The following is a 25,205-nucleotide window of genomic DNA, read 5'->3' as shown; positions in this document are numbered from 1 at the left end:
TATTCGGTCTATTAGTAAGCCAGTCTTCTATACTTGTTGCTTAAGGTTTTGAAGCGCAGGAACAAAAGAACGGCCGCTACTGACAAGCCAACCAGTAGGCCGGTCCAGATGCCACTTACCCCGAAGCCGGCTTTGAAACAGAGCAGATACCCTACAGGCAGGCCCACCACCCAATAAGCCAGTAGCGAGATCAGACTCGGAATACGCACATCCTCTAAACCCCGCAAGGCTCCCAGGCCCACAACCTGCACGCCGTCAGAGATCTGGAACAGCGCCGCAATCACCAGCAAGCCCGCCGCCATATGGATCACTTCCGGATCATCGATATAAAGCATCGGGATGATTCTGTTGCCGGCTACCATCAGCAGGCCGCTGCCAATCATAAACAAAGTGCCCATGGTAAAGCTGGTATAACCCGCCATGCGCATGTCGTGGTAATTGCCAAGGCCTTTCTGGTTCCCCACGCGTATGGTGGCCGCTGCGGCAATGCCACTGGCCATCATGTAGGTAACAGAGGCCACATTGATGGCGATCTGGTGCGCGGCCAGCTGCTTGGCACCCAGCCACCCGATCATGATCGCGGAGAACCCGAAAGCCCCCATTTCAAACAGCATCTGGCCCGAAATGGGCAGGCCCAGACGGTAGATGCGGTACATGTGGATGAAGGAAAGATGGCGCAGGCGCATGAACCTCCTAAAGATGGCAAACCGCTTGTTATAGAGCACAAAAGCGCCCATCATCAAGGCCATCACAACGCGGGAGATAAAGGTAGCCCAACCAGCCCCTAGCAGGCCCATGGCCGGGAGCCCCAGCTTGCCCCAGATAAAGATATAATTGAGGACAATGTTAAGGCTGTTGGCTACGATCGAAATATACATGGCCTGTTTGGTAAAAGACAGTCCTTCGGCAAACTGCCGGAATGCCTGGAATATCATCAGCGGCACCATCGAGAAAAACAGGATATTGATGTATGGAATAGCCATTGTCACTACTTCCTGCGGCTGGTTCAGGTAGGTAATATATGGCGAGAAAATGTAGCCGATAATAAACAGGAAAATGCCCAGCAGTACATTCGAAACCAACCCGTTGAGCAGCAGCAGCGAAATGCGGGTATAGTTCTTACGGCCATCAGCTGCGGCAATAAGGGGCGTTATACTATAGGAGATGCCCATTCCGAAGACCATTGTCATCATGAAGATACTATTGCCCAGCGAGGCTGCCGCCAGGGGAATGGTGCCGATCTGCCCGACCATCAGACTATCAAAGACACTCACCATGATGTGCCCCAACTGGCTCAGGACCACCGGGTAAGCAAGCAGGAAGTTTCGGGAAAAGTGTTGTTTGTAACTCAGGGTATTCATAAAAGCAGGCATCAGAACTGGCCCGCAAAGGTATAGAAATTAAAGCTAAGCTGTGGATTGGTTTAAATTCTTTCTTTTGAGTTTGCCTGGTTTGTAGGAGGAGAGATTTTGGTTTTTAGGGGTGGCTGGGTTATATGTAGGTGTCTACTTTATTCAACCAAAATCTTATAAAGGACTTAAAAGTTATACTTGTTAGCTGTTCTTTCGCAGGTTTGCTTCCGGCTATAGATGGTAGCTAACTATATTCCTCAAGTAAGATATTCAAGCTATAATTTCTAGCAAGGTTTCTTCATCATTTAGGTTTCTGCTATACTAGTTAGCTAGCTGTTTTCCTCAGTTTTATACTTGCCTCGTTTCATTTCTTGCTTTGGAGCGCTCAGGCGCGGGGGCTCGTCCTTTGGCATCGCGCTGTGGCGTGAAGCTGCTCCTCGCTCGCGCTGTGGGCTGCCACTATCGTGGCACCGCAACACACCAAGGCGCTCAACCCAAGGACTGGAATCTGTTCGATAGCGGCTGCTTTTGCTTTGATACCCCTTGTAGGGACAGGTTGCGACATGTCCGCGCGATGGCAGCTGCTAGGTAAGCAGAGCCTAAGTATAAGTATAAACTTTCTCTTCATGCCTCTTTCTTTTTGTCATCCTGAAAGGATCTTGGTGGAAGGGAGGTTAAGCCTTTCCTACGCAAGCATTCTGCTGCTAACCATCAGCCTAAGGCCCCCCTTTGAAGGGGGTATGGGGATGTTTATACTCGGCAAACAGCAACGGCTCTTTTGGATTTTTAATCCGAAAGTAAAGTAACCGCGAATTTGTAATCCGCCTGAGAAAAGCCTTAGCTCGAAGCACACAAGCGGATTGCAAATCCGCAGCAGACAACGTTCCGGATTACAAATCCGAAGCAGCATAGTTTAAACAGATCTCTCCTAGCGTCGAGATGACAGTATGGAAGGGAGTTTCTCGTTTAGCAACTGCATAGAATCTACACCTCTTATACTTCTAAACTAGCAATAGCCAAGCTCCCTTCCTTAGACTAGCGAGAACACGAGTTCGAACCTAGCCAGCGTAGCTCTGAGGGGCAAGGGTGGTTGGACCCGGTGCTACATAGCTAATACAAATTCAAACGGAAGAACAAGCATTCCGTCTGAAATGCTGTAGCCAATTACGAGCTAAATTTTTCCTTTTTACCTTTTGCCGGAAAGGAGAGCAGTAACAAACTGGCGGTAAGAAGTAACGTCACATATTTCATCTGAGAGCATCTAAAAGTTTCTGTTTACTCCATTGTAGCTTGCTGTGGTCTTTGTGGCAGTACAACGAAAACCCATGGCTGAAATGCATTTAAAGAATCTTTAAATGTTTACGGCTAATATCCTTACAGGGCTGCCGATATCTCACCATAACCGTGTTCAACTACGTGACAGCGAACAACACATCAGCAAACTGGCTCTTTTTATCCAGGAAAACCGTTTCCGGGTTAAAGCCGCAAGCCTGCCCGAGCTCCTTTATATGGGGCAAAGTATACTTGTGCGAATTTTCAGTATGAATGGCTTCCCAGGCCGAAAAGTGGTAGGTGCTACCCGTATCGCGGATGAACACCTGCTGGTCTGTTTTGCTGATCAGGAAGCTGCGCATCACGCCGTCACCGGGGTTATACATGGCATAATGCTGAAATTGCGCCAGGTCAAAATTCCCTCCCAGCTCGCGGTTAATGCGGCGCAGCAGGTTCAGGTTAAAGGCAGCTGTTACGCCGGATGCATCGTCGTATGCCCGCAGAATCTGGTGCGGGTCCTTCCGCAAATCTACGCCAACCAGCAGCTTATCGCCTGGCCGCAGATAACTGCGGATGCGGCGCAGGAAATCCTGACTTTCGGACGTTTTAAAATTGCCAATGTTAGAGCCCAGGAACAAGACCACTTTCCGAGCGGCTTTATTTGCCTGCAACCATTCCAGCGCTTTAAAATACTCGCCAACCACGGCTTCTACCTGCACGGCGGGCAACTGGGACTGCAGGCTTTGGCTGAGCTGCGCCATGGCATCGCCCGAAATATCGACCGGCACGTACTCAAAGGCGCTTTGCTGCCGGGCCAGCTGCTGCAGCAGAATTTTAGTTTTGAGCGCATCTCCTGCTCCCAGGTCGATGAGGTGGAAAAAGCCGCCGCCGGCAAACTCCCGGCACATGGCTTCTTTGTTGTCTTCCATCACTTCGTACTCGCAACGGGTAAGGTAGTATTCCGGCAGCTGCATGATCTGCTGAAAAAGCCTGCTGCCTTCGGCATCGTAAAAATAACGGGAAGAGAGCGATCGGGGCTGCTGGCTCAGACCTTGCGCCACATCCCTGGCAAATGCGGCCGTATCGGTGGTGCCATCTTTTTTCAGGCTCAGATCGATCATCGGAGAAGTAGTATTTGTTTTCATAGATTATTTAAGTGCGAGGCGGATACCCGAATACTGCCAGCGTTTATCCGGATGAAAGAAATTGCGGTAAGTGGTGCGGATGTGGCTTAGCGGGGTAGCGCAGGAACCGCCGCGGAGCACCATCTGGTTGATCATAAATTTGCCATTATACTCGCCGATGGCACCAGGTGCTTTCACAAAGCCCGGGTAGGGATGGTAGGCGCTGTAGGTCCATTCCCATACATCGCCGTAGAGTTGCTGCAGCCCCTGCTGCGCCGGATCGGCAGGTGCTGGCTCCAGCAGCTCACCTTCCACAAAATTGCCTTTTGCCGGCGGGTATACCTGCGCGGCCGCTTCCCATTCAAATTCGGTGAGCAGGCGCTTGCCCGACCAGTTGGCAAAGGCATCAGCCTCGTAAAAGCTCAGGTGGCAAACCGGGGCGTGGGGATTTACTTTTTCCAACCCGTGCAGCGTAAAACGGTGCCATTCGTCGTCCTGCTTTACCCAATACAGTGGCGCCTCCAAGTGCTGCGTCCGTACCATGGCAAGCCCTTCGTCCAACCAATAGCGGAAATCCGTGTAACCGCCATCCTGCATAAAAGCCAGGTACTCGCCATTTGTCACCAGCCGGTTCATCACCTGGAAATCCTCTATCAGCACCTCGTGCACGCCCAGTTCATTATCAAAACTAAAGCCATCTCCCTGAAAGCCGATGGTATACCTGCCGCTGGGCACTTCCAGAAAAGTGGCTGCTGGTGCAGCAGCACTGCTTCCGGCGGTTGTTGTAGTAGCTGGTTTATAAACGGGCAGCAGCGGGTTGGTGCTCAGAATATACTTGATGTCGGTCAGCAGCAGCTCCTGGTGCTGCTGCTCGTGTTGCAATCCCAGTTCCAGGATCGGCAACATTTCTGTCGCTTTTTCCGGGGTTATCTGCTGCAGCAGGCGGGTAACCTGTTCGTTTACATGCTGCCGGTACGCATAGATGTCGCGGAGGGGTGGGCGGGTGAGGGTGCCCCGCTCATGGCGCTGCACGCGGTTCCCCACACTATTATAATATGAGTTAAACAGGAAGCGGTACTTGGGGTGAAATACCTGATACCCCGGTAAATAGGGCTGCAGCACAAACTCCTCAAAAAACCAGCTGGTATGCGCCATATGCCACTTGGGCGGACTCACATCCACGATGGGTTGCACAACGGTATCTTCCGGCTCCAGGGGCTGGCAAATGCGCTCGGTCTGGGTACGTACGGCGGCGAACCGTTGCAAAGCTAGTTCAACAGGGGTAAGGGTCAGGGTGTTCATAGGCAATGTGTTTAAGATGTATCCCGCGCAAGGTGTATACTTAACAAACGAAGTAGCGGCAGGTTATGGATATCATAAAATAGCAGGGTGCTGCCACGGGTACCCGCCTGGCCTGCCGCACTTGTATCCTGGCCATAAACAGGTGTAGGGTAGAGGAAAGCAAGCGCCGCGTGCAAGCTATCTACGTCTTTTTTGCTGATTATGGTTTATATTGCCACCTATCAAATAGCCCGGAAATACCATGAGCCTGACGCTTTCTTGTAAACCCCATACATTAAAATTTAAATTTGATGCGCGTACCTCCCGCGGTGCCCTGTCTGAACACAAAGTATACTTCCTGCACCTGTGGGAGCTGGACGAGCCCGGAATAATCGGCGTAGGCGAGTGCGCGCCACTCGCCGGACTGAGTATAGACGACCGGCCGGACCTGGAGCAGAAGCTGCAGGAGGTGGTGCAACAGGTAAATGAAGGTAGTATAAATCTGCAGGCCGGACAGCCGTTGCCCGGTGAACTGCAACTGCAAGAGTGGCCCGCGCTGCAGTTTGCCTTAGAAACCGCTTTGCTCGACCTGCAGCACGGTGGCAGAAGAGTGCTCTATGACAATGCTTTCAGCCGCGGAGAAGCGGGCATTCCCATCAACGGGCTGATCTGGATGGGAGACAAGCAGTTTATGCAGGAGCAGATAAAAAAGAAGCTATCGGAAGGATATACCTGCCTGAAGCTTAAAATCGGGAGCCTCGATTTTGCAACCGAGCTGGCGCTTTTGCAACAGATCCGCGAAACGGCCAGTGCCCGGGAGCTTACCATCCGCGTGGATGCTAACGGGGCCTTCGCGCCGCAGGAAGCTTTTAAAAAGCTGGAACGGCTTGCCCGCTACGACCTGCATTCCATTGAGCAACCTATCCGGCAGGGGCAGCACGAGCTAATGGCCGAACTTTGCGCCCATACGCCCATCCCCATAGCACTGGACGAAGAACTGATCGGGGTACAGCACACGGATGCCCGTGCATCGCTCCTGCAACAGCTAAAACCGCAGTACATCATCCTGAAGCCTACCTTACTAGGTGGCCTGGAAGCCAGCAGCAACTGGATCAGGCTTGCCGAAGCGCAGGGGATCGGCTGGTGGATCACTTCGGCTTTGGAGTCGAATATCGGCTTAAATGCGATCAGCCAGTTCACGGCTAACTACACCATCAAAATGCCGCAGGGGCTGGGCACCGGGCAACTTTATCATAACAACATCCCTTCAAGTTTGCAAATTGAGCAGGGCCTGCTTTGGTACAAGGAGTAATTTTGAATTTTGAATAACTGATAGGGAAGGGTATGAAGCTGTTAATTAGGCGTTGGCACAAAATCTACATATTGAATTCAGTCATTCAGAATTCAGTTATTCAAAATTAATACTAACCTTGGCGGCAGAGGGGCGTTAGTCAGGTAAGTATACTTTAATCTTAACCTTTTTAGCATGCCGACAGAACAATACCATGAGCCTGCTCATGAACTATCAGAAGAAACACGCACATTTGCCCGCATGATCACCTCCGTAATTGAGGAGGCGGAGGCCATTAGCTGGTACGAGCAACGCATCTCGGTGGAGAAAAACGAGCAGGCCAAAGCCATTATGAAAAATGCCCAGAACGAAGAGTTCAAGCACTTTGGCATGGATCTGGAATTTTTGCTGCGCCAGAAACCAAAATGGCGCGAGATGATGAAGATTATCCTCTTCTCGGAAGGAGATATTGTAGAAAAAGGCGAAGAGGCAGAAGATTAATTGCTGCCTGTAACCCTCCAATAACCTTGTAAAACATACTTGTAATAAGCGGGATAGCTGCCACAGCGATCCCGCTTTTTCATTTTAGAAGGCCCGCTCTTTCTCCGGCAGGGTGCGGTCTATACTTAAATTACCCGGTCCGCCTACTACCAATGCCCAGGCCATACCGATCACGAGCAGGTGATATTCGTATCCTTCGCCGGCCTGCTGTCCGCTCCAGTTCATAAAAAAGCCGTTGTGCAGGTGCACAAACAGGATGATACCCATAAAAAGGAACAGGATGCACAAGGCCCAGAAGCGCGTGAGCAAACCCAGGATCAGGCATATGGAGCCAAAGAACTCTATGATGATCACCAGCCAGGCGATTGCTGCCGGCCAGCCGGTCATCTGTGCAAATCCGCCTGTAAAGCCCGAAGGTCCCGGACCGCCAAACCATCCCAGCAGCTTCTGCGCGGCGTGCGGAAAGAGTACGATGCCTAAAAAGCACCGGATAATGGTTAAGCTCCAGGTATTAGGTGTTCTGAAAATTCTGCTTTTAAAATCCATACTTTATACCTAAGTAGTTGAATATAAAACATTACGGATTTAATCAAGTATAGATAATATTATTTTTATCGATTAATGAATCAGGATCATTGCCGGGTGGCCAGGCAGGCGCTACCAGTATTTTTGGCGAAGCACCTCGGCTACTTTGCGCATACCTGTGCTGGCATTCTCTTCATACAGATGCAGGTTCGGGCGCCTGGGCAGTTCCGGTAATTTAGGGTCCACCACAAACAGAGGCGTTTCATCCGGAATAAAATCGACCAGCCCTGCCGCCGGGTACACAACCAGCGAGGTGCCCACTACCAGAAAGATGTCGGCTATCAGCGCTTCTTCCATCGCCTTTTCCATCATCGGTACGGGCTCGCCGAACCATACGATGTTGGGCCGCAACTGTGACCCCCGGGCGCATTTATCGCCGAGTTTCAGTTCCCAGCCTTCCACCGGGTATACCAGCGTAGGGTCTAGGGTGCTGCGGCTTTCGAACAGTTTGCCATGCAGGTGCAGTACATGGCTGGAGCCGGCGCGCTCGTGCAGGTCGTCCACGTTCTGGGTGATAATGCGTACATCGAAATCGGTTTCCAGTTCTGCCAGGGCCAGGTGCCCGGCATTGGGTTGCACCTCGTGCGCGTTTTTGCGCCGCTGGTTATAGAACGCCAGTACCCGCTCCGGATTTTTGCGCCAGCCCTGCGGCGAGGCCACTTCCATCACATCCACGCCTTCCCACAACCCGTTGGCATCCCGGAAGGTAGCAATTCCGCTTTCGGCGCTAATACCAGCACCCGTAAGCACGACAAGTCGCTTTTTCATTTTCGTAGCAAATCTTTTTACTATAAAGGTGTACCTGCCAGGTTGCTGCAAGGTTTTCACTATGCAACGCATCTTTGCTGCATATACCGTTCTGGCAGATCGGCTAGTAGGCAGCAGAAAGTAAAGTAAGAAAGCTTGGTTGGCAGCAAAAGAAAAAGCCTTCTGCTATAAACAGAAGGCTTTTTCATGGTTAAAGTATAAGCCGCTTACTTGCCGGCCGGTTTCTTTTTAGCCGGAGCCTTCTTGGCTGCCGGTTTGGCCTTTGCCTTAGCCGCCGGTTTCTTAGCGGCAGGTTCTGCTTTTTTCTTGAAACCACCCCGGCCTTTTTTCTCCGGTGTAGCTTCCGCCAGATCCAGGCACTCCTGCAGCGTCAATTCCGCGGGCTCTTTGTCCTTTGGTATTTTCACGTTCTTTTTGCCCACTACAATGTAGGGTCCGTAGCGGCCATTGAGAACCTGCACGTCGGCATTTTCCGGGAAGTCTTTGATGAGCTTTTCCGCATCCGCCTTGCGCTTCGTCTCGATCAGCGCCACCGCTTCTTCGGCCGTTACCGTCATCGGGTCCAGTATTTTCGGCAAAGAATAAAACTTGCTGTTATGGCTGATATAGGGACCGAAACGCCCGATAGCCGCCTTCATTTCTTTGTCTTCGTACATGCCCACAATGCGAGGCAGCTTAAACAGATCTAGGGCATCCTCCAGGGTCAGGCTTTCGATGAACTGGCCTTTGCGCAGGCTGGCGTAAAGCGGCTTTTCACCGGTCTCTTCATTTTCTTCGCCCAACTGTACATAAGGCCCAAAACGCCCCAGCTTTGCCAGAATGGTTTTGCCGGTGGTGGGGTCCTGGCCTAGCTCGCGGGCACCCGATACATCGGCCCTGTTAATGCTTTCGCTGGAGGCAATGCGCTCATGAAAAGCTTCGTAAAACTGGTCCAGCATCGTTTCCCAGCCTTTCTGACCTTGGGCGATCTCATCAAACTCTGCTTCCACGCGCGCTGTGAACGAGTAATCGATCACGTTGGGGAAATGCTCCACCAAAAAGTCATTTACCACCATAGCCGTATCGGTCGGGAAGAGTTTGGCTTTTTCAGCCCCCGTCAGTTCGGTTTTGGTCTGCGAGGTGATAGCATCATTTTGCAGGGTCAGTACCTGGAACGGGCGCTCTTTGCCTTCGCGGTTATCCTTCTCCACATAGCCGCGTTTCTGGATAGTAGAAATGGTAGGAGCGTAGGTAGACGGGCGACCGATACCCATTTCTTCCAGCTTTTTCACCAGGCTGGCTTCCGTGTAGCGGGCAGCAGGGCGGGAGTAGCGCTGGGTAGCCAGCATTTGCCGCAGCGCAATCTGCTGGCCAATGGTCAGCGGCGGCAACATGCCTTTTACATCCTGGTCTTCGCCTTCGCCATCTTCCTCATCCTTCGATTCGATGTATACTTTCAGAAAGCCTTCAAATTTGATGACCTCCCCGGTAGCGATCAGTTTTTGCTCCGGCTGGGTGGAGATGCCGATCGTTACGGTTGTTTTCTCAATTTCAGCATCCGCCATCTGAGAGGCAATGGCACGCTTCCAGATCAGTTCATACAGGCGCTGCTCGTTGCGGTCGGAGCTGGCTACCATCTGCGAGAAATCCGTGGGACGGATGGCTTCGTGGGCTTCCTGTGCCGATGCGTTTTTGGTTTTAAAGCGGCGGGTTTTCACAAAACGCTCGCCAAAAGAAGCCTGTATCTCACGGCTGGCGCCCTGTATCGCTTCTTCCGACAGGTTCAGCGAGTCCGTACGCATGTAGGAGATCTTACCGGCTTCATACAACCGCTGGGCGATAGTCATGGTCTGGGCCACCGAGAAGTATAGCTTGCGGCTGGCTTCCTGCTGCAGCGTGGAGGTGGTGAACGGAGGGGCAGGGGTGCGCTTGAGCGGCTTCTGCTCCAGGTTCTCAATGGTATAATCCGCCCCGATGCAACGTTGCAGGAAAGCTTGCGCCTGATCTTCGGTTTTATACTTGGTGGGCAGCTCGGCTTCCAGCGTGCGGCCCTGCACATCAAATTTAGCGGTGATGCGGAAGGAAGCTTCGGCTTTGTGGCGCTCAATCTCGCGCTCGCGCTCCACTACCAGGCGCACGGCTACTGACTGCACACGGCCAGCCGAAAGGCCGGTCTTTATTTTTTTCCAGAGCACAGGCGATAGCTCAAAACCAACTAGCCGGTCCAGGATACGGCGGGCCTGCTGGGCATTTACCAGATCCATGTCGATACCGCGCGGCGTGCTGATGGCGTTCAGGATCGCATTCTTGGTGATCTCCCGGAAAACGATCCGGCGCGTTTGTTTGTCATTCAGGTTCAGGGCCTCGGTCAGGTGCCACGAAATGGCTTCGCCTTCTCGGTCATCGTCCGATGCAAGCCACACGGTTTCGGCTTCTTTGGCCAGCTTGCGCAGCTGCGCCACCACTTCCTTTTTATCGCTGGATATCACGTAGGTGGGCTTAAAGCCGTGGGCTACGTCAATGGCATTGTTGTCTTTCGGTAAATCGCGTACATGGCCAAAGCTCGATTTCACTACAAAGTCTTTTCCTAAGTAACCCTCGATTGTCTTGGCCTTGGCAGGCGACTCTACTATAACTAAGTTTTTTATCATCCTTTATTTTTACAGGCAGGTGCGGTCGAAATTTGCCCAAAGTTCCAATAATTTTTCTAACAATTACAACCACAAACGTATAACATAGGTTTAACACGGATAAATGAACCAGTAGTTCACTAATAAATACGCTATACGGATACTTTACACTTAATATGCAACGAACTGTACTCCTCTGCCGTCATGCAGAAACGTATGACCCTTATCCGCTACAGCCCGATTTTGAGCGTGAGCTGACGCCTCACGGCAGTCAGCAGGCCCTGCAGGCTGGCAAGTGGCTCCGCGATAAATTCGTGAAAGTAGATGCCCTGCTGGCAAGCCCCGCCCGCCGCGCCCACGATACAGCCCGTATTCTGGCCGCACGCTTATACTTTGATGAGGAAAAGATCAACTATGAGCCCAGCCTGTATAATGCCCGGGAAGTAGAACTGCTGCACGCACTGGCAGCCTTGCCCAACCAGGTAAAAACCGTCTTGCTCGTAGCGCATAACCCGGGAATTACGCGCCTGGCCCGCGACCTGAGCGGGCAACATGTGGGGTATCTAAACCCGGCCAATGTGGTGGCCATCACCCTGGAACTTGCTAACTGGCAGGAAGTATACGCCACTACGGGCCTGCTGCACGCTTCGAACCTGCAGGCAGTTTCCTGACCCAGGAGCAGGTATAAGTACTGCTGCCACGGCAAGAAACATCCTGTTCATACTTATTTATACTTATTTTATACTTGTTTATACTTAGAGGGCTGCTCTCCCGGAAACGTGCTGCAGCGCATGGTAGCAGAAAGTCTTTCGGGAAAGGAGGCGCTGTGTGCAGAATTTTTGTAGTTTAGTGGCACGCATGTTTTATACTTGCATTCGCGTCAAGAATTATACTATATGAGAACAACCATCGTCGCTGTCATCAACCAGAAAGGCGGCACTGGAAAAACAACTACAACCATTAACCTGGGCAGCGCCCTGAGCAAATTAGGCCACAAAGTACTGCTGCTAGACCTGGACCCGCAAAGTAACCTGTCGTATTCGCTGGCCGTTTCGCGGCCGCAGGATACCCTGGCCGATGTTTTTCTGGGAAATAAGTCACTGGAGGACATCGTAGTGGAGAAGGATGGCATCTGGATCGCGCCGGGGTCGAACGACCTGGTGGATATCGAGATCTCGCTGGTGCAGCAACCCGAACGGGAATTGTTTCTTAAAAAGATGCTAACGCAGGCAAAGTCCTACGATTATGTGCTCATCGACTGTCCACCTTCCCTGTCGGTCTTAACGCTGAATGCGCTTACAGCTGCACAGGAAGTGCTCATTCCGCTGCAGATGGAAGTTTTGACCCTGCAGGGGCTGGACCAGATCATGAATACGGTGCAAAAAGTTAAAAAAGCTTTTAACCCGAAACTTAAAATTAAAGGCATCGTAGTGGTCATGTTTGATATACGTCGTAAACTGAGCCAGGAAGTGCTCGAATACCTACACGAAAATGTGAAGGAACGCATATTTAAAAGCCAGATACGCCTAAATGTGAAGCTTGCCGAAGCCCCCTCATTTGGCAAAAGCGTGCTGGATTATGAACCCTCCTCCCATGGCGCAAAAGACTACCGGGCACTGGCTGAGGAGTTTGCGGGGGCCTGATATCCAAATCCGCAGCAACGCTATTTTAAGCATTCAATTAAATTGATTAAATTGCATAAACTTTCATGCCTGACTGTGCGCAAGGACCTGATACCGGCGCGTGCTTCTGCTTATAATGCAGGTTTAAAAGACCCAACTCAATTACACACATATGGCCTTAGGTAAAAATTTGAAGTTGAGCAAAGACAAGCTCATCAGTGACGTAGAAGCCAACACAAACAAGATTTCTGTCCCAAAGGCAAAACAAGAAACAGGCCCCGTTGCTACCACTACCTTATCCGAAGCGCCTGCCGGTGCCCCGGCAGCCACCAACGGCAACGGGAGCATACAAGGCAATTCGAAAGTAGCGGCCAACAAAGCGGCGAATGCCTCTTCGGCCAGAGGCGCTGCTGCCATTGCCGAAGCGCCGGCGCCTGTCAGCAAACAGAAACTGCCCCAAAGCCCTGAATACATCAGCGAGCAACTGAATAAAGTGCTTTATGCCCTCGATGCCTTTAAGAAAGGGGATATCTCTGTTCGTCTGACAAAACAGAACAACGACATTTTTGCCGAGATCGCCGAAGCCTACAACTCCATGGTGGAGATGATTGGTGGGGTAGGTGGCGAGGTGTCGCGTATTTCGAAAGTAGCTGGGGTAGAAGGAAACCTGAAGGCCAGGGCTTCTGCCGAAAATGCATCGGGCTTCTGGAAGGACATGATCAACAACATCAATGGCCTGGTAGATTCGATTGCGGTGCCGGTACTGGAGGTGGGTAAAGTACTAAAGAATATCTCGGGCGGTAACCTGGACGAAACATTCCAGATCCCGGTATCGGGTGACTTTAAAATAATGGCCGAAACCATTAACCGTACCATCGATAACCTGAACCTGTTTGCCGGTGAGGTAACGCGTGTGGCCCTGGAAGTGGGAACGGAAGGAAAGCTGGGTGGCCAGGCATCGGTGCCGAACGTGGCCGGTGTGTGGAAAGACCTGACCGACAACGTGAACACCATGGCCAATAACCTGACCTTGCAGATGCGTGACATCTCCAATGTGGCTACTGCGGTGGCCAAGGGCGATTTGGCGCAGAAGATATCGGTAGATGTACGCGGTGAGTTTGCCCAGCTGAAGGACAATATGAACCAGATGGTGGACTCGCTCAACATCTTTGCTGACGAAGTAACCCGTGTGGCCCGTGAAGTAGGTACAGAAGGTAAACTGGGCGGCCAGGCCAATGTACCAAACGTAGGTGGGGTATGGAAAGACCTGACTGATAACGTGAACTACATGGCCAGCAACCTGACCTCGCAGGTGCGGGATATTGCCAACGTGTCTACCGCGGTTGCAAAAGGCGACCTGAGCCAGAAGATCACGGTAAATGTAAAGGGCGAAATGGCCGAGCTCAAAGACATCATCAATGAGATGGTGGACTCGCTCAACATTTTTGCCGGTGAGGTAACGCGCGTTGCCCGTGAAGTAGGAACAGAGGGTAAACTGGGCGGCCAGGCAACAGTACCGAAAGTAGAAGGCACCTGGAAAGAACTCACCGATAACGTGAACCTGATGGCCAGCAACCTGACCTCGCAGGTGCGCGACATTGCCAACGTAGCAACTGCGGTGGCAAAAGGCGACCTGACCCAGAAGGTGTCAGTGGACGTGAAAGGCGAACTGGGTGAGCTGAAAGATATTCTCAATGAGATGGTGGACAGACTGAACGTGTTTGGCGCGGAAGTAACGCGTGTAGCACGTGAGGTAGGCACCGAAGGAATTCTGGGTGGCCAAGCCAACGTGCCGAACGTAGCCGGCATCTGGAAAGAGCTGACGGATAACGTAAACTACATGGCCTCTAACCTGACCTTACAGGTACGGGATATTGCCAATGTAGCAACAGCCGTAGCGAAAGGTGACTTGAGCCAGAAGATTACAGTGAATGTGAAAGGCGAGTTAGCCGACCTGAAGGAAAACCTGAACCAGATGGTGGACTCGCTCAACATCTTTGGTGATGAGGTGACCCGTGTAGCCCGTGAAGTAGGTACAGAAGGTAAACTGGGTGGCCAGGCCAATGTGCCAAACGTGGCCGGTGTATGGAAGGACCTGACCGACAACGTGAACACGATGGCCAGCAACCTGACCTCGCAGGTGCGCGACATTGCCAACGTAGCAACCGCGGTGGCGAAAGGTGATCTGGCCCAGAAAGTATCGGTAGATGTGAAAGGAGAACTGGGCGAGTTGAAGGAAAACATCAACCGCATGGTGGACTCGCTGAATATCTTTGCCGGTGAGGTAACGCGTGTGGCCCTCGAAGTGGGTACAGAAGGAAAGCTGGGTGGCCAGGCTAACGTGCCAAACGTGGCCGGTGTATGGAAGGATCTGACCGATAACGTAAATACCATGGCCTCTAACCTAACCATACAGGTGCGGGGTATAGCCAAGGTAGCCATTGGTGTGGCGAAGGGCGATCTGACTCAGAAAATTGCGGTGGAAGCCCGTGGTGAACTTGCTGAACTCAAGGAGAACCTCAACTTCATGGTGGACTCCCTGAATATATTTGGTGATGAAGTAACGCGTGTGGCGCGTGAAGTAGGAACTGAAGGTAAACTGGGCGGCCAGGCAAATGTGCCGAACGTGGGTGGTACCTGGAAGAACCTGACGGAGAACGTGAACTACATGGCCAGCAACTTGACCTCGCAGGTGCGCGATATTGCCAAGGTTGCTACCGCTGTGGCGAAAGGTGACCTGACGCAAAAAGTATCAGTAGAAGCACGTGGTGAGATACTGGACCTGAAGGAGAACCTGAACCAGATGGTGGACTCACTTAACGTATTTGCTGATGAAGTAACCCGTGTGGCGCGTGAGGTAGGAACCGAAGGTAAATTGGGTGGCCAGGCCAATGTGCCGAAAGTACGCGGTACCTGGAAGGAACTGACTGACAACGTGAACACCATGGCCTCTAACCTTACCTTACAGGTAAGAGATATTGCCAAGGTAGCCACCGCCGTATCCAAAGGCGACTTAACGCAGAAAGTATCGGTGGATGTGAAAGGAGAGCTGGGCGAGTTGAAGGAAAACATCAACCGCATGGTGGACTCGCTGAATATCTTTGCCGGTGAGGTTTCGCGGGTAGCCTTGGAAGTGGGTACGGAAGGTAAACTGGGCGGCCAGGCCAACGTGCCAAACGTGGGCGGTGTGTGGAAAGAACTGACCGACAACGTAAATACGATGGCCAGCAACCTGACAACGCAGGTGCGGGGCATCGTAAAAGTAGTAACAGCTGTATCCAAAGGTGACCTGACGCAGAAACTGACGCTGGAAGCCAGAGGAGAAGTAGCCGAACTGGCCGATACAATCAACACCATGGTGGTGGACCTGAACCGCCTGGCGGGTGAGGTTAGCCGCGTGGCAAGAGTAGCGGGTGTGGAAGGCAAACTGACCGAGCGTGCAACCCTGCAAGGAGTTGGCGGTAGCTGGAAAGAACTGGTGGATACACTGAACGACCTGCTGGAGTCCATCGTGACGCCGGTACTGGAAGTATCCCGTGTGGTGCGCGCCATATCCGAAGGTGATCTGACTCAGCAGGTGGAGATCAAATCGGTAGGTGATATCCTCGATATGGCTAATGCCCTGAACCTTGCGGTAGAAAACCTGAATGCACTGCTTGGGGAGATCAACGATTCCTCGCTGGTAGTAGGAGGCTCTTCCGAAGAAATGGCTGGCAAAGGGCTGGAGATGAACAAAGTGACCCTAGATGTAGCCCTGGCCATGCAGCAAATGGCAGAAGGGGCCCAAAACCAGGCCCTTAAAACAGACCAGGCCTTTAAGCTGATCGAAGAGATCATGAACGCAACGAAGGAAACGGCCAACCGGGCAGAAGTAGTGAACAAGTCTGCTAAAGTTGGTGAGGAAACCTCGCAGCTGGGTCTCAAAACGGTAGCCGAGGTGGTGAAGAACATGGAAGAGATCTCCAGTTCTGCTGCCCTGACAGCCAAAACCATTGAGGTATTAAGTATACGTTCCCAGGAAATTTCCAAATCTCTGGGTGTGATCACCGATATTGCTTCTCAGACCAACCTGCTTGCCCTGAATGCGGCCATCGAAGCAGCCCGTGCCGGGGAAGCCGGTCGAGGCTTTGCTGTGGTAGCCGAAGAGATCAGGAAGCTGGCAGAAGGCTCACGCAAGTCAGCTAATGAGATTGCAACGCTGGTAGAAGACGTGAAAAAAGATACGGCCTCTGCCGCAACGGCGATCTCGACCATGGAAGGCCGCGTGTTAAAAGGAAAGAATGCAACGTTTGAAGCATCCGGCGCCTTTAAGAACATTGCCGCCTCCAGCGGTGAAACGCTCCGAACAGCGCAGGACATCTTAACGGCAACCGAAGTACAGAAAACCTCTATCGGGGATGTGGTGAAGTATGTGGAAGAAGTGGTAGCCATTGCTGAGCAGACCGCATCTGGTACGCAGCAGGTGGCCAGCACAGCCAAGCAGCTCTCCGCTTCGATGCAGGAACTCACCTCGTCTTCTCAGAACCTGAACGATATTGCAGCCGATCTGCAGATCAGTATCTCGGCCTTCAAGCTGATTGATGGAAACCTGATCTTTAACAACGGTAAGAACCGCCGCCTAACCTCTATTCCTACGACACAGAAAATGCTGAAGACCTCGACCGGTAACAGCAGAATGGCGACAGGTTCACGGGATAAAGGCACCCGGGCAGCGGGAGAAGGAAAGAATAAATAATGGTAAAGCACGGAAATAAAGAGGAGGACGCAGCAGTAGATACTGCTGCGAATGCCACTCCTGCCGATAATCCAGGCGATGCAGCCTCAGAGAGGCAGCCTGCCATGGAAGTGATGGTGCACCTGATCGTATTTAAATTGGGCGCCGAGGAGTATGGCATTAAGATCGAGCAGGTGCGGGAAGTAACCGTAACCCCCGGCATTACCCGTATGCCGCGCACACCTGATTTTGTAAAAGGAGTAGCCAATATCCGGGGTGATATTATTGCCATCATGAGCCTGGAGGACCGTTTTGGTATCCGCCCGGCGCCAATGCCGGAAGACGTAAATCCTAATTTATCTTATACCCTCGTCATTGAGGCCAGGGATTACAAGATCGGGGTGATGGTGCGGGAAGTGCCGCAGTCGTTGAACCTGCCGATGTCTAAAATAGATAAAGCACCTTCGTTTCTGCAGGACATCGGCATACACGAAAACTACATCGAAGGCATTGCGAAGGTAGATAACCGGCTGATCATTGTACTGGACATGCTCCGGATCCTGACCAATGACGAAGTGCTACAGCTTACTGCTTAGGCAGCTAACCAACAGAAATTATACCTTATAGTATGAAAAGAATCTTGATCGTTGATGACTCCTTCTACATGCGCACCATGTTGAAGAACATGTTGACGGATGCCGGCTACGAAGTAGTTGGGGAGGCCCCGAACGGGCAGACAGCCCTTGAACTGGCCAAGTCGACTCAGCCGGACCTGATCACGCTGGATGTGATCTTGCCCGATAATACCGGCCTGGATGTGCTGAAAGGCATAAAGGCAGACCAGCCGGACATGAAAGTGATCATTGTAAGCGCAGTAGGCCAGGAGGTGATCGTGAACGAAGCGATGGAATATGGCGCCCTCTCTTACATTGTAAAACCTTTTTCGGAAGAGAAAGTGCTGGAGGTAGTGAGCAAAGTACTTGCTGAAACACCGCAGGCTTAAATAAATTTCCGTCTCAGGCAGTAATTTTTACCCCTTTTGGAGAGAAGAAGCGTGCAGGAGAAGATCAAAGTAATTATTGCTGTTTCATCCGGTTACCACCGGCTGGTGCTCGACGATATCATCAGCGCCGAGCAGGATATGGGTGTGAAGGGCCAGGCAGCAGGGGCCGATGAGTTGCTGGCTGCCTTACACAGCCAGCAGCCGGATGTGGTGGTACTGGATAACATGCTGCCCGACAACCGGGATTTTTTGGTGCTGAAGCGCATTTTTAGTGAAAAGCCCACACCGGTGATCCTGCTGATAGCAAAAGAAAAGCTGTCGCTGGAGCTGGTAAAACAGGCTACAGAACTGGGCGTATATGCCATCGTGCTGAAACCGGGTCCCGCATACTATACTAACTACCGCGGCATTGCTTCGGAAGTTATTTCAAAAGTACGGGCAGTGCGGCATACGCCGCATTGGGACTCGAAAGAGCGCCTGGCGCAATTGCAGCAGGAATTGTCCTTTTTACCCTTGATTCCTGCAAAGCGCCTGAAGGGCGCACCGGAAACGGTCATTGTGATCGGAGCCTCTACCGGGGGCACGCAGGCTCTTGAAACGATTGTAAAGCAGTTATCGCCCATGCTACAGGCGGCCGTGGTGATAGTGGTGCATTTGCCGAAGAGCTTTACCGAATCGTTTGCTGCCCGTTTACGGGAGCTCACGAAGCTGAAAGTGGAGGAAGGCCGCGAAGGACTCCTGCTCAAACAAGGCAAGATCATCGTGGCGCCAGGAGGCAAAGACATAGTGGTAGTCCCTGTAATGGGCAATAAGGCCAATCTAAAAGTTGGTTTTTCCACGGAGCCTTCGGACTCTTTCGATCAGCCAAGTATAGACCTGCTGATGCAGTCGGTTGCTGAAAGCGAGGTAAAACAGGTAATTGGCGTCATCCTTACCGGCATGGGAAAAGATGGCACCAAAGGCGCAGGCCACATCCAGAGCAGGGGCGGGCTCGTGATCGCCCAGGACGAAGAAACATCCCTGATTTTCGGGATGGCTAAATCCGCCATCGACAGTGGATTTACCAATCAGGTACTGCCTTTAGCTGATATTCCGCATTACTTAAACCGGTTATCAGCCCGGCAGGACGTAGTTAGTGCCACTGGCACCGCCGTATGAAATCGAGAGAACAGGAATACAAAGAGATATTTATCGCTGAAGCGCTCGAATATTACGATGCGCTGAACAGGCATATCAGCGTACTGGAGAAACAGCCACAGGACGATCAGACCCTGGCGGAGATCTTCCGTTTGCTGCATAACCTGAAGGCGAATGCAAAAGCCATCGGCTACCTGCAGATCTCGGATGTGTCGCACAAGCTCGAAACGGCCTTTAGCCTGATCCGCAACAAGGAGCTCAGCTTTAGCGACGAGGTGGTAACGGTACTTTTTGACGGCATTGACATGCTGGGTGAGCTGATCACCAACATCGACAATGAGTCCGCCAGAGAACCCGATCCGGTGCTGTTGCGCAACCTGGATATTATTGTAGACAGTCTATCAGACAGCACCATTGAACTGGCCAAGGTACAGAAGTATCATACTTCCAAGAACCTGTCGCTCTCTGACCTGATCTACATTCAGATCAAGAAGCTAGATCACCTGATGAACCTGGTGGGCGAGCTGATGATCGACCGCGACCGCATCCTTTCGATTAGTCGCGAAACAGAAAATGATGAGTTAAAGACCGTTAGTTCGCACCTTTACCGCATTACCGACGAGCTGCAGTATAGCGTGATGGATGCCCGCCTGGTAAGTATAGGCACGCTCTTTAACAAATTTCCGCGTGTGGTGCGCGATATTGCTGTAGCTGAGAAAAAGAAGGTAAACCTGGAGCTGACAGGTCAGGACATCCAGATCGACCGGAACATTCTACAGATCATTACCGACTCGTTGCTGCACCTGGTGCGCAATGCCATTACCCATGGGATTGAAGCACCGGCCGAGCGGGAAAAAAACAACAAGCCCGGAACGGGTAACCTGACGCTTACCGCCCGCAGCGACCGCGAGAATGTGGTGATTACGCTGACAGACGATGGCAAAGGCATTGACCTGAAACAGGTAAAACGCGCAGCGGTAGAGCGGCACCTGGTGTCAGCGGATGTTGCCAGCAACTTGTCGGAGTCGGAGGTGCTCTCGTTCTTGTTTGAGCCCGGCTTCTCCATGGCCCGCGAAGTAACCGAATTCTCGGGCAGGGGCGTAGGGCTAGATGTGGTGAAGAATGCGATCGATTCGATTGGCGGCCGCCTGCAGGTGGACTCCAAAAGAAACAAGGGAACAACCTTTACCATGCGCCTGCCGACTTCTATTGCGGTAAAAGGCGCCCTGCTCTTTGAAGTGGACAGTATCTTCTTCGGCATTCCACTGATCCATACCGACCAGGTGGTGGCCATGGACATCGATGAGCTGCACGAAGTGGGCGATATGCTGGTAGCCGATATCAAAGGAGAGACCGTGACGGTAGTTTACCTGCACGAGCTTTTAAATGCCGATGAGGCCAATATGAAACTTGGTGACAAATCCCGGCTGAAAGGAAATGTACAGAACATCATTGTGGTGGCGTACAACAACCGGAAGTTAGGGCTGATTGTAGATAAATTATACCGCCAGCAAGATATAGTGGTGAAGCCCCTGAGCAAACCACTTGAAAACATTGACCTCTATGGAGGCGTTACATTGCTTGGCACCGGAAAGGTTTGCCTGGTACTGGATGTACCGGCAATCACGCGATTTTTTATAAACAGAAGGTAAAGAGTGCGTCGATGGTTAAGGGAACTAAGAATTTACTAAGTATGGTGGAACCTCAGATTTCAGAGTTAGAGCGCGATATCATCAAAGAAATACTCAATATCGGGCTTGCTCGTGCAGCAGATTCCTTTGCAGTGGTGGCCCGGGATAAAGTGCTGCTCAAAGTTCCGGATATTCAGCTGATAGAGGTAAAGGACCTGTTGCAGCTGGTATCCCGCTATGAGGATACCCATACGATCATTCTCTCCGACATCAAAGGCGATTTTAACGGCGCCACCCTCATGCTTTTTTCCGACGATCATATCGTACGCCTTTCGGAAGTATGCCTGAGTATGATCGACGTGCAGAAAGGAGAGCTCTCGGTGATGCAGGAATCGCTGCTGCTCGAGATCAGTAACATCATAACCGGGGCGCTGGTCACGCAGCTGGCCAACATCCTGAAAGCCGATATCTACGGCTCACCTCCCCGGCTGCCAAAAAGCCACATTGCCGACTCATTAAAGGATATTCTGGTGCAACACCCGCTTTTCCAGCCGCTGGTGTTCACAGTCATTACCCAGTTCACGCATAATTTCAAGAGTGTGGAATTACCGCTGCTGCTCTTTTTCGATACGTCTACGCTGCTTAAAATTCTCGATATCATCCGCTCGTTCGGCACCGAAAATAACCCGATGCTGGAAACCGAGTAAGGCCAAATGCAGTAAGTATGGCTGACAATTTATACGGCTATACTTCTGCGCATGTCCGCACCAAAATTAAAGCTTAGTGCTTATGAGCTTACCGGCTACCTGCTCATCATTGCCGGCACCATCGTCCTTGTTTGGGGCACCATCAAATTCAACCTCCTGCACGAGCTATACCTGGAGCCGGAACAGCGCAAAGGAAATGTGTTTGGCGAGTATGGCGAGTTTATCGGCGGCATTGTGGGCTCGCTTTGGGCCCTGGCCGGTGTGTTCCTCTTCTTTGCTACGCTGACTTACCAGAAAAACGAATTCGAGTTGCAGCGCATCGAGTTGCATAAAACGCAGCGCATCTACCAGCAGCAGAACTTTTCGACCCTCTTTATCAGCTTCATCAGCAAGCACGACGAGATCATCAGCTCGCTCACCGCCTACGACATCAACAACAGCGCCTGGTCAGGCACTAATTTCTTTGTCTTTTTTCAGGAGAAGGTCATGTCCTCTTTTGTGCAGCATGTGCGCACGATGGCGCCTGCCGAAAAAACACCCGAGCACCTCTCACGGGTTTTCCAGGAGTATTTTATTTACCATTTTCAGTTTTACCAGTCCAGCCTCAATCCCTACCTCAAAAACCTGAGCGTACTCTTCAAGTTGATCCAGCGCTACCGCTCCGAAGCGCAGGACGAGGGAGAATACTACAGCTTTATTACCAAGGCAAGCTTTACCCAGTCGGAGCTTTTCCTGCTCTACCACGTGGCCCAGTATAAGTTGCTCAAAGAATTTGAGAGCTTCCACAATACGTTTGATGTGTTCGGAGATATGGCGGAGGAGTATAAAGTGGAAGCGATCATTGCCACAGAGCTGCCGTAAAAGCTTGCCGGCTTGGCCGCGTCAGAAACATTTCCGGCAGGCCGGCGCACAGCGAAGTGCCGGCCATACTTTTGATTATAGCCATAGTTTTCGTTGTTTTGCCTTCTCAGTAATTTTATAACTTACCCCAAAGCACTGGATGAACGCGTTAGGCAGACACATTTTAGTTGAATTTTACGATTGCTCTCCTGAGCTCATGAACGACGTTGTTCATATTGAGAACAGCATGGTAGCTGCCGCCGAAACGGCCGGAGCTACCGTTATTAACAGCACCTTTCACCATTTTTCCCCCTACGGAGTTTCGGGCGTTGTCGTGATCCAGGAAAGCCACCTGGCTATACATACCTGGCCTGAGTATGGCTATGCCGCCGTCGATCTGTTTACCTGCGGCGACTCCGTAGATCCGTGGGTGTCTTACAAATTTCTGAAAGAGGCCTTTGAAGCGGGGCATGGCTCGTCGATGGAGTGCCGCCGCGGGCAACTAGACCTGCTCACGCGCAAAGAGTTTAACCTGGAAAGCCTGCGGACCGAAGCCGCGGCACCGGGAGCGCCGGCCGGCACCATTACGCGCGATGTATGGTTTACCGAGCGGGACGAGAATATTGCCTTGTCGCTGAAGCACTCAGGCAACCAGCTCTACAAAAAAGATTCGCCTTACCAGCGTGTGGAAGTATACGAAACCCTGGCCTACGGAAACATGCTTACGCTTGATGGCATGGTGATGTGCACCCAGAAAGATGAGTATGTCTACCACGAGATGATCACGCATGTGCCCATGTTCAGCCATCCGCAGGCCCGACGCGCCCTGGTTATTGGCGGCGGCGATGGCGGCACGGTGCGCGAGCTGCTGCGCCATGAGCAACTGGAGGAAGTAACGCTGGTGGAAATTGATGAACTGGTAATAGAGGCATGCAAGCTGCACTTGCCCGAAACAGCCGTTTCGTTTGATAACCCGCGCCTTAACCTGCTGGTGGAAGACGGTATTAAGTATATCAACGCGTGCGCCGATGGCCGTTACGACCTGATCATTGTGGATTCTGCCGACCCGGTTGGCCCGGGCGAAGGCTTGTTTACAGCCGAGTTCTATCGCCAGGTATACCGCTGCCTTACCCCGGACGGGCTGATGATCACGCAATCGGAATCGCCACGCTTTAACAGTGGTGTATTCACGGAGATATACGACACCTACAAGCAGATATTCGGGCAGGACAAGGTACATTGCTACCTGGCTGCTATCCCGACGTACCCGACCGGGACCTGGAGCTTTTCGTATTCCTCCAAAGGCGCCTCGCATCCGTTGCACTTCGACCGCGAAGCGGCCGCCCGGTTCTCGCAGCAGCAGGGCCTCAAATACTATAACGAAGCGATCCATACGGCCGCATTTGCCCTTCCGAACTTTGTGAAGGAGCTGCTTAAACCATCTATTGAAGTTAACCTATAAACCGCTCCGGCGCAAAACAGATATGAACAGCAAAGAACAAAAAATAGCCAGTTTTGATCCCAATGGCGTGGGCGATGTGAACGGCGGCCTGTTTGGCCTTCCTTTTACTATTGAGGAGGCCGAAGTGGTCCTCATTCCGACACCCTGGGAAGTAACGGTTTCTTATAGCGCCGGCACAGCACAGGGGCCGCAGGCCATCAAAGAGGCCTCTCCGCAGATCGACCTGTTTGAACCTTCCATCCGGGATGCCTGGAAGCTGGGGATTGCCATGGAAGAGATCTCCGGCGAGTGGCAGGCGACCAGCGAGGAGCTCCGCCAGCAGGCCGAGCAGTACATCAACTGGCTGGAAGACGGCAGCCCCGAAACCGGGAGAGCAGCCTTTGAGCAAACTCCTCAGCAGATCACCCAAAAAGGGGAGGAGATGCTGCAGTGGCTGAAGCAGAAAGCTTTAGGTTACCTGGAGCAGAATAAGCTGGTTGGCGTATTAGGCGGTGATCATAGCACCCCCTTGGGCCTGCTGCACGCCCTGGCCGAAAAAAATGAGGAGTTCGGCATACTGCAGGTTGATGCGCACGCGGATCTGCGCGAAGCTTACGAAGGCTTTACGTATTCGCATGCTTCCATCATGTATAATGCCCTGAAGCTGCCGCAGGTAAAAAAACTGGTGCAGGTGGGCATTCGCGACCTATGTCAGGCCGAAGCTGAACTGGCCGAGCAGTCCAACGGGCGCGTGACGATCTTCTATGACGCTACGCTGAAGGAAAACATGTATGCTGGCGACAGCTGGAAAAAAGAGTGTAAAAAGATCATTGCCCAGCTGCCTCCGAAAGTATACATCAGCTTTGATATTGACGGACTGGACCCGAAGCTTTGCCCGGCAACCGGTACGCCCGTGCCTGGCGGACTCGAGTTTGAACAGGCTGTTTACCTGATCAAGCAGCTGGTAAAATCCGGCCGCGAGATCATAGGATTTGACCTGTGCGAAGTTGCCCCCGGCGACAGCGAGTGGAACGGAAACGTAGGCGCCCGCCTGCTCTACAAGCTTTGCAACTGGGCAGCCGTATCGCAGAAGCGCCTGGAGGCCCAGCTATAAAACACCCCGGAGCGGAGGTGTTGCCCGCCTCTTATACCTGGTAGTCAGAAAGCCCGCAGCAAGAATAAACTGCGGGCTTTCGATTTTTATAATATTTGTAACAGGTATCTGCGGGCTTCGGATAGGCAGCGGGAAAAGCAAACTTATCTTTCTTTGGAGATGGTGCGTATGTATCGGAATACTTTATACTATATACTCTTTAAGCTATAAACT

General features: G+C 52.0%; 19 protein-coding genes. 13 read left to right on the top strand and 6 right to left on the bottom strand.

Features of this window, described 5'->3' with window-relative positions; genetic code table 11:
* Positions 1–11: 11 nt before the first annotated feature.
* The 3 genes from LWL52_RS09845 to egtB form a co-directional block, all read right to left on the bottom strand.
* On the bottom strand, positions 12–1,361 hold the full coding sequence (locus LWL52_RS09845; RefSeq protein ID WP_242919329.1) for an MATE family efflux transporter: 1,350 nt from the start codon (positions 1,359–1,361) through the stop codon (positions 12–14).
* A gap of 1,403 nt (positions 1,362–2,764) precedes the next feature.
* Positions 2,765–3,769: an L-histidine N(alpha)-methyltransferase gene (gene egtD, locus LWL52_RS09840; RefSeq protein ID WP_242919326.1), complete on the bottom strand. Its 1,005-nt coding sequence runs from the start codon at positions 3,767–3,769 to the stop codon at positions 2,765–2,767.
* Between the two features lie 3 nt (positions 3,770–3,772).
* Positions 3,773–5,050, bottom strand: coding sequence for an ergothioneine biosynthesis protein EgtB (egtB, locus tag LWL52_RS09835; RefSeq protein WP_242919324.1), 1,278 nt, complete (start codon positions 5,048–5,050; stop codon positions 3,773–3,775).
* A gap of 241 nt (positions 5,051–5,291) precedes the next feature.
* Here egtB and LWL52_RS09830 point away from each other — a divergent pair, with 241 nt between their 5' ends.
* Positions 5,292–6,341, top strand: coding sequence for an o-succinylbenzoate synthase (locus tag LWL52_RS09830; RefSeq protein WP_242919322.1), 1,050 nt, complete (start codon positions 5,292–5,294; stop codon positions 6,339–6,341).
* A gap of 174 nt (positions 6,342–6,515) precedes the next feature.
* Positions 6,516–6,821 (top strand): ferritin family protein, encoded by a 306-nt coding sequence (locus LWL52_RS09825; protein ID WP_242919321.1) that lies wholly within the window; start codon positions 6,516–6,518, stop codon positions 6,819–6,821.
* Positions 6,822–6,905: 84 nt separating this feature from the next.
* On the opposite strand, the gene LWL52_RS09820 is transcribed toward LWL52_RS09825, so the two are convergent.
* The 3 genes from LWL52_RS09820 to topA all read right to left on the bottom strand — a co-directional run bounded on the left by LWL52_RS09820 (position 6,906) and on the right by topA (position 10,804).
* Entirely contained in the window at positions 6,906–7,367 is a 462-nt protein-coding gene (locus LWL52_RS09820) for a DoxX family protein (protein WP_242919320.1), read from the bottom strand.
* 111 nt (positions 7,368–7,478) lie between these two features.
* Positions 7,479–8,174: an SIR2 family NAD-dependent protein deacylase gene (locus tag LWL52_RS09815; RefSeq protein WP_242919319.1), complete on the bottom strand. Its 696-nt coding sequence runs from the start codon at positions 8,172–8,174 to the stop codon at positions 7,479–7,481.
* A 206-nt stretch (positions 8,175–8,380) separates the two neighbouring features.
* A complete protein-coding gene (gene topA / locus LWL52_RS09810) occupies positions 8,381–10,804 on the bottom strand; it encodes a type I DNA topoisomerase (RefSeq protein WP_242919318.1) in 2,424 nt (807 codons plus the stop codon).
* 155 nt (positions 10,805–10,959) lie between these two features.
* Between topA and LWL52_RS09805 the strand changes: the two genes are divergently transcribed.
* From LWL52_RS09805 to LWL52_RS09755, 11 genes are all read left to right on the top strand, one after another.
* Positions 10,960–11,454, top strand: a complete 495-nt coding sequence (locus tag LWL52_RS09805) for a SixA phosphatase family protein (RefSeq protein WP_242919317.1) — start codon at positions 10,960–10,962, stop codon at positions 11,452–11,454.
* Positions 11,455–11,679: 225 nt separating this feature from the next.
* Positions 11,680–12,426 (top strand): ParA family protein, encoded by a 747-nt coding sequence (locus LWL52_RS09800; RefSeq protein WP_242919316.1) that lies wholly within the window; start codon positions 11,680–11,682, stop codon positions 12,424–12,426.
* 151 nt (positions 12,427–12,577) lie between these two features.
* Positions 12,578–17,140, top strand: coding sequence for a HAMP domain-containing protein (locus LWL52_RS09795; protein ID WP_242919314.1), 4,563 nt, complete (start codon positions 12,578–12,580; stop codon positions 17,138–17,140).
* On the top strand, positions 17,140–17,715 hold the full coding sequence (locus tag LWL52_RS09790; RefSeq protein ID WP_242919311.1) for a chemotaxis protein CheW: 576 nt from the start codon (positions 17,140–17,142) through the stop codon (positions 17,713–17,715). The genes LWL52_RS09795 and LWL52_RS09790 overlap by 1 nt, the downstream gene beginning before the upstream one ends.
* 32 nt (positions 17,716–17,747) lie before the next feature.
* Entirely contained in the window at positions 17,748–18,122 is a 375-nt protein-coding gene (locus LWL52_RS09785) for a response regulator (protein ID WP_242919309.1), read from the top strand.
* Positions 18,123–18,158: 36 nt separating this feature from the next.
* Complete coding sequence (locus LWL52_RS09780; protein ID WP_242919307.1) at positions 18,159–19,280, top strand: chemotaxis protein CheB; 1,122 nt, start codon at positions 18,159–18,161, stop codon at positions 19,278–19,280.
* Positions 19,277–20,911, top strand: coding sequence for a chemotaxis protein CheA (locus LWL52_RS09775; protein WP_242919305.1), 1,635 nt, complete (start codon positions 19,277–19,279; stop codon positions 20,909–20,911). Before LWL52_RS09780 ends, LWL52_RS09775 begins: the two co-directional genes overlap by 4 nt.
* Before the next feature lie 41 nt (positions 20,912–20,952).
* On the top strand, positions 20,953–21,597 hold the full coding sequence (locus tag LWL52_RS09770) for a chemotaxis protein CheC (protein WP_242919303.1): 645 nt from the start codon (positions 20,953–20,955) through the stop codon (positions 21,595–21,597).
* A gap of 51 nt (positions 21,598–21,648) precedes the next feature.
* Entirely contained in the window at positions 21,649–22,458 is an 810-nt protein-coding gene (locus LWL52_RS09765; RefSeq protein ID WP_242919301.1) for a putative phage abortive infection protein, read from the top strand.
* Positions 22,459–22,597: 139 nt separating this feature from the next.
* Positions 22,598–23,899: a polyamine aminopropyltransferase gene (gene speE, locus LWL52_RS09760; RefSeq protein ID WP_255748928.1), complete on the top strand. Its 1,302-nt coding sequence runs from the start codon at positions 22,598–22,600 to the stop codon at positions 23,897–23,899.
* A 22-nt stretch (positions 23,900–23,921) separates the two neighbouring features.
* On the top strand, positions 23,922–24,992 hold the full coding sequence (locus LWL52_RS09755) for an agmatinase family protein (protein ID WP_242919297.1): 1,071 nt from the start codon (positions 23,922–23,924) through the stop codon (positions 24,990–24,992).
* Positions 24,993–25,205: the final 213 nt, after the last annotated feature.

Source organism: Pontibacter liquoris (genome assembly GCF_022758235.1).
Classification (GTDB): Bacteria; Bacteroidota; Bacteroidia; order Cytophagales; family Hymenobacteraceae; genus Pontibacter; species Pontibacter liquoris.
Note: the sequence above shows the minus strand (reverse complement) of the source record. Positions and strands in the feature narration are given on the sequence as shown.